The 10,859-nt window shown below is 59.2% G+C and carries 8 protein-coding genes; 1 reads left to right on the top strand and 7 read right to left on the bottom strand.

What is annotated here, in order from left to right; genetic code table 11:
* Nucleotides 1–1,558, top strand: a 1,558-nt coding sequence (locus ACIOYV_RS08140; protein ID WP_401322706.1) for an autotransporter outer membrane beta-barrel domain-containing protein, incomplete at its 5' end; no start/stop codon positions are given.
* A gap of 337 nt (nucleotides 1,559–1,895) precedes the next feature.
* Here the strand turns inward: ACIOYV_RS08140 and ACIOYV_RS08135 are convergent.
* The 7 genes from ACIOYV_RS08135 to ACIOYV_RS08105 form a co-directional block, all read right to left on the bottom strand.
* Entirely contained in the window at nucleotides 1,896–2,162 is a 267-nt protein-coding gene (locus ACIOYV_RS08135; RefSeq protein WP_401322703.1) for a short-chain dehydrogenase, read from the bottom strand.
* Complete coding sequence (locus tag ACIOYV_RS08130; RefSeq protein WP_401322702.1) at nucleotides 2,159–2,443, bottom strand: DUF3077 domain-containing protein; 285 nt, start codon at nucleotides 2,441–2,443, stop codon at nucleotides 2,159–2,161. Before ACIOYV_RS08130 ends, ACIOYV_RS08135 begins: the two co-directional genes overlap by 4 nt.
* Nucleotides 2,444–2,888: 445 nt before the next feature.
* The gene (locus tag ACIOYV_RS08125) at nucleotides 2,889–6,617 is read right to left on the bottom strand and encodes a hypothetical protein (RefSeq protein WP_401322699.1); all 3,729 of its coding nucleotides are present in this window, start codon (nucleotides 6,615–6,617) and stop codon (nucleotides 2,889–2,891) included.
* Nucleotides 6,618–6,811: 194 nt separating this feature from the next.
* Nucleotides 6,812–8,752: a cyclic di-GMP receptor LapD gene (lapD, locus tag ACIOYV_RS08120; RefSeq protein WP_401322696.1), complete on the bottom strand. Its 1,941-nt coding sequence runs from the start codon at nucleotides 8,750–8,752 to the stop codon at nucleotides 6,812–6,814.
* Between the two features lie 22 nt (nucleotides 8,753–8,774).
* Entirely contained in the window at nucleotides 8,775–9,479 is a 705-nt protein-coding gene (lapG, locus tag ACIOYV_RS08115) for a cysteine protease LapG (protein ID WP_401322693.1), read from the bottom strand.
* Nucleotides 9,480–9,713: 234 nt separating this feature from the next.
* Nucleotides 9,714–10,109 carry a YbaN family protein gene (locus tag ACIOYV_RS08110; protein WP_290027308.1) on the bottom strand — a complete coding sequence of 132 codons (396 nt, stop codon included), beginning with the start codon at nucleotides 10,107–10,109 and terminating at the stop codon, nucleotides 9,714–9,716.
* 10 nt (nucleotides 10,110–10,119) lie between these two features.
* Nucleotides 10,120–10,707, bottom strand: coding sequence for a YecA family protein (locus ACIOYV_RS08105; protein ID WP_030130067.1), 588 nt, complete (start codon nucleotides 10,705–10,707; stop codon nucleotides 10,120–10,122).
* Nucleotides 10,708–10,859 lie beyond the last annotated feature (152 nt).

The following is a 10,859-nucleotide window of genomic DNA, read 5'->3' as shown; positions in this document are numbered from 1 at the left end:
AAGCACCATGACCGGTGACGTATTGGCCGACAGTGGCGCCACCGCCGACGTATTGCTGCGCAATCAGTCGCAACTCAACGGTAACGTGCAACTCATCGGCAACAGCACCGTCAACCTCGACCTTGACCAAAGTCGCATGACCGGTGATGTGTTGGTCGAAAACAACTCCATCGCCAATGTGTTGCTGCAAAACCATTCGCAACTGATCGGACGTCTGGATGGGGTCAACGGCGTGACGATTAACAGCCAATCCAGCTGGACCCTGACCGGCAACGACTCGATCGGCGCCTTGGCCATGAACAGTGGCTCGGTCAGTTTCGGCGCCGCTGGTACCGACACGTTTTATCAATTGAACGTCGGTGCCCTGGCCGGCAACGGCACCTTCGCGATGAAGGGCGATTTTGTCACTGGCGAACGTGATCTGCTGAACGTCACGGGCGTGGCCACCGGTGATTTCGACCTGGCGGTTCGCGCTTCGGGCCTCGATGCGACGTCACCTCAGCAACTGACTCTGGTGCACACGGCGGCGGGCGATGCGCACTTTTCATTGCTCAATGGCCCGGTGGACGTGGGGGCGTTCTCGTACGCACTGTCGAGCATCACCGATGGCGCAGGCGCAACCGAGTGGTTCCTCGACCCCACCACCAAAACCATCAGCCCCGGTGCACAATCGGTGCTGGCCTTGTTCAATGCCACCCCGACTATCTGGAACAGCGAATTGACCTCGATGCGCAGCCGCATGGGCGAACTGCGGTTGAACAACGGCCAGTCCGGCGCCTGGATACGCAACTACGGCAACAAGGTCAACGTCGCCGACGGTGCGGGCCTGGGTTATCAGCAAACGCAACAGGGGATGTCCCTCGGCGCTGATGCACGGTGGGGCGACAGCCAATGGCTGGTCGGCGTGCTGGCGGGCTACAGCCGATCGGATCTGGACGTCAATCGCGGCACCTCCGGCACAGTCGACAGTTACTACCTGGGGTCGTACGCCACTTGGCTCAATGCCAGCGGCTATTACTTTGACGGCGTGCTCAAGCTCAACCGCTTCCAGAACGAAGCGAAAGTCAGCCTCAGCGATGGCAGCCGCACCAAGGGCAACTACAACGCCATGGGCGTGGGTGCTTCGGCGGAATTCGGTCGGCATATCAAACTGGACGACGGCTACTTCGTTGAACCGTTCACCCAATGGTCGGCGGTGGTCATTCAGGGCCGCCATTATGATCTGGACAACGGCATGGAGGCCGACGGCGACCGCGCGCGCTCACTGCTCGGCAAGCTCGGGGCCACGGCCGGGCGCAGCATTCCCTTGAGCGGGGGCGGTGTCGTGCAGCCCTATGTGCGTGCGGCGATGGTGCATGAGTTCGCCAGGAACAACGAGGTGCAGGTCAACGATAATCGGTTCAACAACGACCTGTCGGGTTCCCGGGCGGAGTTCGGGGCAGGGGCGTTGGCAGGGTTGTCCGAAAAGCTGCAGCTGCATGTTGATCTGGATTACGGCAAGGGCGAGCAGATTGAACAGCCGTGGGGGGTGAATGTTGGGTTGAGGTATTTTTGGTGATGGGTTGCAGGGTTTAAAAAAAAACGCCTCGCGGATTGCGGGGCGTTTTTTTACTCGGGGAATATATAACGATGACTGTCGGGCTAGAGATTGAGCAGGACACGATGGGAGCTGCGAATGGTGCGCTGGCAGACGCCAAAAACTGTAGGAGCTGAGCTTGCTCGCGATGGCGGTGGGTCATTCAACATTGATGTCGCCGGATACGCCGCCTTTGCGGGCAAGCCTCGCTCCTACAGTGGATCACGGTCGAACACAGATTTTTCCGCCACGGAAAATCCCCTGTGAGAGCCGGGCTTGCCCGCGATGAGGCCGGCACATTCACCCTCGAATCAAACTGTCAGCCCTGCGCCCGAATCTGCCGCCCCAACACATCCATCACATCACAGCCATCGCGCAACAACATCGCCGCCGCATTGGCCAGTTGCTGCACATCCGCGCCCTTGGCCCGAGTGATATCCAGACTGGCCAGGCTTTCCATCATCTGCGTCACCGCCAGAAACCGCGTGGCGGCATTGCTGTGCAAAACATCCAATGGCGCTTGCGTGGCCACCAGCAACACCGGGATGTCGCAGTCGTTGTTGGTCATCGGCATATGCGGATTCATGCCTCACCTCCCGCTTGCGCGGCGTGCATGCCGTCGATGGAGGCCTGGAGCAATGAACGCGCAGTGCCGAGCATTTGCTTGCTGGCCCAGCGCAACGTCGCGATGTGTTCCGGGCGGGTGGCGTTTGGGGCTTGATGGGCGAGGGCTTCGGCGCAGCTGAGGTAGACCGAGGCGTGTTCCAGAGCGTCGAGCAGCGGGATGCCGGGTTGTACGGCGAAGAGGTGATGGTCGACGTGGTCGCAGGGGGCGAAGGGGGTGGATTTTGTGGTTGGCTCAGCCATTGGTGTAACTCCTTGGTAGTCAAAGAGCTGCCACTTAATCGCCGTCAAACGAATTGGGTGGCAACTGTGCGCAGGTTGACGGACCGGTCCAAGTACCCGGCGCACTCGAAAGTGCCCCGCACACAGTCACCATTGAGATTTGCGTCGGGCACGAGTGCACGAGCAAGTTGGAGAACTATGCGCGCTTGGAATTACCAGGCCGTCAAACCCGATCACGAATGAGTCGTGACAGGCGCGAGGATAGGGAGAGAGGGCAGGGCAGTCAACCTGGACAAGGCCGGAAATAGCTACATCGTCTGTAGGTATGTTCCGACCCTGACCAATGTCATCTGTGGCGAGGGGGGGCTTGTCTTCCCCCCCTACAACTCCTTCTGCCTATATATAGGTACTGAATGAAGTACCGCATCGTGAGGCAAATTCGTACAGTAAAGCTTTGTAGATTAAATTAGCTTAGTGTAAAGACTGAGATGGCATCTTCCCCTCCCCGGTGAGATGCATAGATATGGGAGTTGTCTGGTGCGGTGGCTAGGGTGTCTATCCTCAACTCCTGGGTAATGTTGTTTGCGATACTGTATGTCGCTGTTTCAATGGTCGTGAGGTTGCGATCGAAATTGGTGCTGATATAGATAAATGATCCATTTGGGCTTGCGGCAATACTTCCCGCATTTCCGTATTGAATACTCGCCACTATTGTGGAGCTTGAGAAATCAAACACGGCTATATTTCCGTCTGTCATGTCGAGGACGTAACCATGAGTGTTGGTGGCAGCTGCCCGCCACCACCTACCTCTCGGCAAATCAATGCGCGTTATTTGGTTGTTGGATGTGTTTATTACAACTAGCTCTTGACTGCCGCCATCAAGACTATAAGTACAGCACAGTCGAATGCCATCAGGCGTTATTGCAAGAGATGATGGTCCCGATCCATCGGCTATCGTCGCAATTATTTCCTCTCTAGTCGTATCTATTACATATATTCCCTTCGACGAGCCAGCATAAGCTCGAGTTCCGTCTGGGCTAAAGACGATGAAATTGCGCAAACCTGGAGCGGGGATTCTTTTGGTCTCAGTGTTCGTTGCTATATCAATGATGCCTATATAAAGAGGTTCGTTGTTCACGTTGATAATATAAGCTTTCCTGTCGTTCGGGCTGACGGCGAATTTTGTAATAGATCCTGAGAGGGTGATTGTATTTATCAATGTATTTGTTGTTGTATCAAAAATGTACATGGCGTGAGAGGAAATGGCATAAAGTCTGGTGCTATCTTTGTTGACAATTAAACCTGAAACGCCGGCGACGCCTCTAATAACTTCAACCGTGTAATGAATAATCCTTAGTGTTCGGGCGTCTGATTCCGGTAACGTGCCGTCAACGGCCTTGACAGTGTAACTGTGATTGCCTGGTGTCTGGTTTGCCACCGTATCTTCCCAGTCCCCGCTCTCGTCAACGTCGATCGTGTTTATTGCAATACCGTTATCGCGCAGTTCGATTTTCTTGTTAGCTGTCGCCTTACCGCTGAACTTTAGTGATGTCTCGAAAGTAGAGGCGTTATCGGGAATATCGGCACCACTTGAGGCGCCCTTCACCGAGGTAATGGTCGGGTCAATCAGTGCAGTCGTGAGGACGGTATACACCCGGTCAGGGAATACAGTTGCATTATCCTCGATGTTGCTTTTATCCATCGCCACCTTGAACTTGATCGTTAGCCTACTGTTGTCAGCCAGTGCCATAAGTTGACTCTTGCCAATGTTGTGAGGCCAGTACCCCTGATTAATCCAGATGGAGTTAACTTGGCTACCGTCGCCGGACCAACGAGCACTGATGTAATCGGTGCCGTCTGCGTTTTTGCCATGCAGGCTCATCCACACATGCTGGCCAGCAGCGATCAATGGCCAGAGCAGGCCATGGATAGTGGCGTTACTGCCGGCCAGGTTACTTACGTCCAGTACGTCGTTTTCGTCGGCCTGTATAAAGATGGGCGAGTTCAATTCCGAAGCGGGCAACGTGCCTACGTTTAAGATTAATGGCAGTGACGGTACCGGTTGCTCACTGCCACGGGTGACGCTATAGGTCACGACCACGGGTTTGTTCAAGTTGAATGCCACCACCGAATTTGGCAGGGATATTTCTTTGGGGCCCAAGTTCTCGACATTGAACGCTGCCGTGGTGTGTGAACCTCCAGTCCCAACGCCACTCGCGCCGGTCCAGGTGACGGTGATCTTGTCCCCGACCCGCATGTCGTAATCCACAATGGCGGTCAGGGTGTCTTTCGCGGCTACCGGGTTGAGAGATACGCCGTTCGGCGCTTCCTTGATAGTCGGCGCAGCCCAATCCGGCAACGCATTGCCAACACTCAACACCCGCTTGCGAGAAAACCGTGTCGCCTCAGTCCCGCGCTTGCGGTAGTAATCCACTTCCACCGTGCCATTGACGTTGGGATGAATATGCTCCGCGCTGACCAGAAACGGCACCGGTTTGCCGGCGGTCTGGGTGGTCAGGGGGATTTCATACAGCGGATGCGCACCAGTGACCGAACCGGTCCAGCGCAGGCCGACGGTGTCGCCCGGCAGAGTATCCCCCGGCACGTTGAACGGCGCGATGACGTTGGCGCCGTTCGGGGTTTTTTCCGGTAGCAGCACATCGCCGTCGGCTTCGGTGATCTCCGCCCGGTTGAAGTCGGGCAGGGCCACGCCGACGTTGAGGTTCAGCGGCAGGGATTCGCGTTCGCTGCGCACCGTCAGGTCATCGTTGGCCACCACGTAGTAGAGCTTCAGGGTGCCGCCGCCCAACGGGGCGATTTCGCTGCCGGGCAGGTCGCGGGTGATGGCTGATCGGCCGTCGCTGTCGGCGACGATGATGGGGATCGGGTAGTAGGTTTCGCTGCCGCCCGGACGTCGGCCCTGGCAATGGATAGTGATCAGGTCCCCGGTTTTTCGACCTTCAAAGTACGGCACGGAAATGGTCGCGTAAGGTGCATCCGCCGGCAGGGTACCGCCGGGGGCTTGCGCCACGCTCGGTGCGGCTAAACGGTCGATGGCGCCGCGCACGCTGACGCTGGCGTTTTTCGATGGGCGATCCGCCTCGCCGCTGCGGATGCGCACATAGGAGGCCGTGGCGTAGCCTTGGGCGATGGCTTTGACGGCGGCGTTGGGGATGGTGAAGTCGAGCTGAAAGGGCACAAAGTCCACCAACTTCACCAGCGGTCCGACGATGATCGGTGAGCCTTGGGCAGGGGTGCCGGTCCAGGTCAGCCGGACGGTGTCGCCCACTGCGAAGTCCGCGACAGGGGTATAGACCCGCACGTTCACATCGTCATCGCCCAACTGATCGAGGTCGATGCTGTTGGTCGGCCGACCCGCCACCAGCACCAGCGGCGCATCCAGCCGATTGCCGCCCAGATCCACCAGCACGTAACTGAGTTTCGCCCATGGCGCGCGTTCATCCGGGCGGTTGTCGACGCAGTCGATGACCTGAAAGGTCACCACCACGCGCGGGCCATCCCCGGCGGCTTCGATCACGGCGCGGGTGAAGGTGATGATGATCGGGTTGTTGACCGGGTCGTTGACTTGCGCCTGGGTCACCGGGTAATGCATGACTTCCTGACTGCCCCAGCGGCAGACGATGCGGTCGTACGCGGTCATGTGCTGGTAGGGCTCGATGCGCATCTGCACGCCGCGGTTCGCGATATCGGCGTCGACACCGCCGGAGGTGTCCGTGAGGAAGCTGTACTTGAACCCGGAATGCCCCTCTTCAGGGCTGTCGTCATAACCGCCGGGGCGGGTGGTTTTGACAAGGTAGGTTTCCAGCGGCACCGAAGGCTCCGGGGTCTGGCCGCGTCGCGTGACCCGGTAAAACACCGGCTCCGCGTCGCCCTCCAGAACCTGACCGCGAGGGATCCAGAGCACCACTTGTTTATCCACTTCGTGATCAAACTCGATGGTTTTACTGACGGCCGGCGAGGTGAGGCTTTGCCAAGTCACATCAACCTGATCGCCAATCCCCATGACGGTCCAGGGCGGGATGATGCACTGCAGATTCCCTTCGAGGGCCCGAATCGGAATCCCGCCGGTGTAGCGCCGCGGGTCGGCCAGGGTGGTGCTGGATGGGAAGTACGGCGGACGCAAAGCCAGGGGTGCGCTGGACGCTTCGGACTCAACTGCCGGGAATTTGGTCATGGGAATGCTCCTTCACCGCAAAACGGGGGTGGCCGGAAGGGGCCAGCGGGATGGAGGTATCAAGCGGGAAAGGGTGGTGGGCTGGCTACTGTCAGATCTGACAGTAGCGACGAACGGCAAGGCTGAAACGTACGCCCGAATCCGTAGGAGCAAGGCTTGCCCGCGAAGAACGATAACGCGGTCTACCGGCGAATTCACATCGGCTCGGGCGGCCCGATCAATCGGCCCATCACCCCGAACAATCCCAGCTCCCGAATCACCTCCAATTCCCCCTGCGTCTCGACCATTTCCGCAATCAACGGTAAATCGATGCTGTTGGTGGCGCGGAAAATCGCCTCGATGAACAGGCGTTTATCACTGTGCTCATCAATCCCCCGAATGTAGCTCCCATCAATCTTCAAGTACGCCAACCCCAACTGAGTGAGGTTGCCGATCTGGCTGAAGCTACCGCCAAAATGCTGCAAGCCGATGCGGTAACCGGTGCTGAGCAAACTGTGGCTCAGGCGCTGTAATTCGTCCGGGGGCGGCAGTTGGCGTTCGTCGATTTCCAGGATCAGCAGCGGCGCCAGTTCCGGCAGGGAGTCGAGGGTTTGCAAGATCTGTTGCAACGACTGCGGGTCGCGCAAGGTGGTGCCGGACAAACTCAGCGCAAGGGGCCAGCGGTTGACGGCGAGGTAGTCGAGGGTGGCGTCAAGCATGGCCAGGTCGAAGCGGGCCGACCAGCCGAGGCGTTCGATCCAGGGCAGGAAGTGTCCGGCGGCAATCGCTTCACCGTGCGGGTCGAGCAGGCGCGCGAGTACTTTGTGGTGCAGCACTTGGCTGGTGTCGGCGCATTGCACCACCGGTTGGAAATACAGCTGCAATTTGCCGTGGGTGAGGGCGTCGTCGATCCAGTTGCGCCAGTCGTGCTGGGATTGGTTCGGCGCAGTGTTGGCGTGATCGAGGTGCACCCATGGTCGCTCGGGATTCTGCTGGGCCTGGGTCAAGGCCTGATCGAGGCGTAGCAATACATCGCCCGCCGGCTCACCCGGTTGGTAGGCGACGATACCCAAATGCGCCACGGGCATGCTGTCGCTGGCACCGGTCAGGCGCAGATTTTCCAGGGTAGCGCTGATTTCAGCGCACAGGCGCGCGGCGTCCTTGTCGTCGAGGCCCGGCGTCAGCAGGCTGAACTCGCCGCCACGATTGCGCGCCGCCAGCCAGGTGCGCCGCTCGGGGAGTTGTGTCAGGCGTTTGAGCAACTCGCCGACGGCACCGATCAAGGCATCGGTGCGTTGGCCGCCCAAACGCTGGTTGAGGCCCGCGAGGTCGTTGATCCGCAGCATCAGCAAGTGGCCGTCGCTGCTCTGTTCGCTGACCAGCAAATGGTCGGCCAGTTGCTCATCCAGCAAGCGCCGATTCGCCAACCCGGTGAGGCTGTCCTGATAGGAATCGGCGCGCAGTTTTTCGCTGCGTGCCGCCTCTTCGGCAAACAGCGCCTTGAGCTTTTCGACCATCTGGTTCATCGCCAGCACCACCCGTCTCAGTTCCGGAGTGCGCGGCAGTTTTGGCAGGCTGAGAAACTCGCGTTTGCTGATGGCTTCGGCCTGCCGGACCATTTTGTCCAGCGGGCGCAGTTGCCGACGCAGCAGCCATCCGCCGAACATCGCACTGAGCAATCCGCACAGCAGCAGCCAAACGAGACTGCCGAGCGTACTGTCCCAAAGTTTGGCCAGGGCGAACTGCGGATTGCTCAAGACTTCGACCCGCGCCACTTGCTCCCAGCCGCGCATGATCAACGCGTCGCCGCCTTGCGCGTGCAGGTTCACCAGGCGCACGAACCAGTCGGGTACGCCTTCGATTCGCGCCGGTGCGTCACGCTCCACCAGCACCTGTTCATCGGTGATGTTGATGATGCGGATGCTGCTGAAATAACCGCTGTCGAAAATCGAGCTGACCATCAGTTCGATCATCGCCGTGTCGTCGATCTGCGTGGTCAGCGACAGTCCCAACGCCGTGGCGGCGTCCTGGGCGTGGGAGCGCAACTGGCCGAGCATTTGCTCGCGGGAGCTTTCCAGGCTGACAAAAAAACTGCCGCTGAACGCCACCAGCAGAAACAGGCAAATGGCGAGAAACAATTGTTTGCGCAGTGACATAAAACGCTCCTTGCTGTGGCGGCTAGCCGTCGCCCACGGCGAACCCTTCGGCCTGCATCTTTTTCAACACGTCTTGCCAGCGTGACAATTTTTTCGAGTCGCTGCTGCGCTTGCCGCCATTGGCGCCGGGCAAATACAAACCTTCGGCGTTGAAGGCGTACACCGGCAGCAGGTCTTTGCGTTGGGAGGCGGGGCGGATCTCACCGATCAGGTTGTCCAGCACCAGCGGATCGGCCGTGGGGCTGCTGTAGAAAGTCAGGACCATGTGCGCCTGGTTCTGGGTCAGGGCCTTGACGTAGGTGATGCGCAGTTTCTCGCTGGGCACCCCGAGCTGGCGCAGGCTGAAATATTTCGCCAGGGCGTAGTCCTCGCAGTCGCCGGCACCCTTGATCAGGGATTCTTCTGGCGTGGCCCAGTAATCGATCTGCTGCCAGATGCGCGTGTCGTCCTGAAAACTCAATTGCTGATTGAAGAAGCGATTGACCGCGTTCAGTTGCTCGCGTTCTGGCTGGTTGCGTTCGCCTTGCAGCATCTGGTTCCAGGCCTCGATTCGCCCCTGTGCCGGACCGAGGGGGCCATAGCGTTTTTCGGCGGTTTGCAGGATCTGCCCGAAATCCCAGTCGGCGCACACACTGCCCAGCCCGGCCAGCAGAAAACCCGCCAGCAGCCAGCCGCCGAACCGAAGTCGGAGCGTTGGCCATCCTGGACGACGCCGACTGTTGGACATGTCTGGCTGCTCGGGTGCAGATGACTGGAGTTTAGGTGGTGTTTTTTGAAAGGCAGGGTAGATCGTCGGTTGGTACGCGCACGGGTAGCAGCTGTCGAGCACCGCGAGGCAGCGTTCGGCGGCGAAGCCGTCGCACAACCAGGCAACGCGGCAGGTCAGTAAAACCTTACATGTAGAATTTGCGACGGCTTCGCCGCCGAACGCAGGCTTCGCCAGCTGCTACAGGGTGTGTTTTCAGGGCTTGTGCAGGGTTTTCTGTTTGAGGATGTAGATCGTCACCAGCACCGCACTGGTCAACATAAACCCTCGCGCCCACGGCAGCGGCACCAGGTAGCAGGAGAACAGGATGCTCACCCACATCAGGCCGATGGCGTAGACCTTGCCCTTGAGCGGGATGCCGTTGCCGTCCAGATAGTCGCGGATCCACGGCCCAAGCCGCGGATGTTCGACCAGCCACTGATAGAAGCGCGGCGAACTGCGTGCGAAACACGCGGCGGCCAGCAACAGGAACGGCGTGGTGGGCAATACCGGCAGGAAAATCCCGATCACCCCCAACGCTACGCTGAGCCAGCCGATGGCCAGCAGCAGGTAGCGCAACATCAGGGAGCGGTTGCCTATGGGTTTGTCCATAGGCAAGACCTTAGTGGTGACGTGGCTTGAGGATCGCCGGTTTTTCGTCGGGAGCCTGGCACAGCAGGTACAGCGCGGTCAGGGCTTCCGGGATCTGCACGATCATGTCGTCCATCAGGTTGGCGTCTTTGGCGATGTCTTCGAACTCAGGCTGTTCGTCGAACAGACCCGAACCGACCATGATCGGCAGCAGCATTTCGCTGACTTCGTCTTCGGCGGTTTCGAACCAGGCCGCTTCGCGCAGGAACACGCCTTCCATGAAACCGATGCACCAGCCGCGCAGGTCGGAATCATCCGGCTCTTCGCCCAGGTCCAGGTCGCATGGCAGCTCGAACTCTTCGTCGGACGCCAGTTGGCGTGCGATGTGAGCCTTGAGGGCCAGCAGGGTGGATTCGATCGCTTCACGCTCGGTGTCGTCGGCGTAATGCGGCTCTTCGGCGAAGAGGGCGTCGATCCATTCACGGTCGGGAACGCTTTCGGAACAGATCGACAGCGCAGTGAGGTAGCCGTGGGCGGCCACGTAGTCCAGCGCCTCGTCATGCAGTTCATCGGCGTCGAGGAAGACTTGCAGGCGGGTTAGTTGCTCAGCGAAGGACATTAAAAGCTACCTTGGGGAATTAAACAGATGCGGGAATTCTAGGCCTTCTTGAGCCCCCAGGCCAGCCGCGCGGGATATTTGCCCCATTGTGGCCCTGCGAAACACCGCAATCCCTGTGGGAGCGGGCTTGCTCGCGAAAGCGGTCTGTCAGT

This window comes from Pseudomonas sp. NPDC087342 (assembly GCF_044744265.1).
In the GTDB taxonomy this organism is placed as follows: Bacteria; Pseudomonadota; Gammaproteobacteria; order Pseudomonadales; family Pseudomonadaceae; genus Aquipseudomonas; species Aquipseudomonas nunensis.
Note: the sequence above shows the minus strand (reverse complement) of the source record. Positions and strands in the feature narration are given on the sequence as shown.